2 protein-coding genes and 1 pseudogene are annotated in these 1,071 nt (G+C 64.2%); all 3 read right to left on the reverse strand.

Going from position 1 to position 1,071, the window contains the following annotated elements:
* Positions 1 to 289 (reverse strand): annotated as a pseudogene (locus C4301_RS09625) (sulfur oxidation c-type cytochrome SoxA); the annotation flags it as partial.
* A 48-nt stretch (positions 290 to 337) separates the two neighbouring features.
* Complete coding sequence (gene soxZ / locus C4301_RS09630; RefSeq protein ID WP_352414853.1) at positions 338 to 664, reverse strand: thiosulfate oxidation carrier complex protein SoxZ; 327 nt, start codon at positions 662 to 664, stop codon at positions 338 to 340.
* 12 nt (positions 665 to 676) lie between these two features.
* On the reverse strand, positions 677 to 1,071 hold a 395-nt coding region (locus C4301_RS09635; RefSeq protein WP_352414854.1), incomplete at its 5' end, for a thiosulfate oxidation carrier protein SoxY.

Raw genomic sequence — 1,071 nt, forward strand, 5'->3', positions numbered from 1 at the left:
CCAGGTCCTCCACCTTGTTCGTATCCATAAAGTACCGGGGAAGACGGACCGAGGCGCCCTTAAGGACCCCTGGGCCCAGGCCGAAATCGCACCCCTCCAAGGAGGCGTTTTTGGGCCCCCGCTTAGCGTAGAAGAGCTCCTTTCCCTGCTCGACGATAAGCTCGCTGGGCAGAACCCCGGCGGTCTGGAGCAAGAGCTCCTTCTGCCGCTTGGCCTCCTCCCTAGGGTCCACCTCCTGGCTCAAACCCCAGGCGAGGAGAAGAAGCATCCCCCAAAGAAGTACCCGCATAAGAACCTCTGTGGTCCAAAGGCGCCCGGGGTTTCCCGGGCGCCTCTCTCAGGCCAGCTCGAGCTTGTTCTGGGCCTCGCCCGTGTCGCCGTTCGTATCCTTGGCCTTGACCGTGAAGGTGCCCGGCTTGTCCGCCTTGAACTTGAGCGCGAAGAGGGGGTTGGCGCTGGTGGACGGACCGGGCCTGATCTCGGCCACCTTCTGCCCCTCAAAGTAGACCTCGAGGAGGTTGATGTAGTTCGCGGGGATGAGGTTGCCCTTGTCGTCCCTGCGGGTCCCCGGCTCCATGGGGTGCTGGGCCACCACCTGGAGCTTGAACTCCTCCCCCACTTTAGGCTTGGCCGGGGTAAAGCGGATGAGCATCCGGATCGCCATCTTCGTACCTCCTTAACCGCACCCGCCCACGGTAACCCGGGTGCTCGCCGAGGCCAAAAGGAGCTTTCCATCCGCGGTCTCCACCACCGCCCGAACCGCCGTGGTCTGGGCTAGCCGGACCCGGGAGGCGTAGTAAGGCAAGGCCCCCATGAGGGACACCGCCACGATGTGGGGAGTGGGGTTCTGGTCCGCGAAGAGGTGGATGGCCTTCACCTGGCTTGCCGGCAGATTCACCTCCACCTCGGCCGGGACATTAGCGCCGCTTTCCGCGATGGCGGGCGTGGTGAGCTTGACCGCATCCGAAGGGGTAAGATCTTTGAAGCCCTTCCCGAGGGCCTGCTGCAGGCCCTTTTCCAAGTTGGCCAGATTCTCGCCCTCCAGGCCCTGGGCCAAAGCGGGTACCCGGG

Source organism: Thermus sp., assembly GCF_040290245.1.
GTDB lineage: Bacteria > Deinococcota > Deinococci > Deinococcales > Thermaceae > Thermus_A.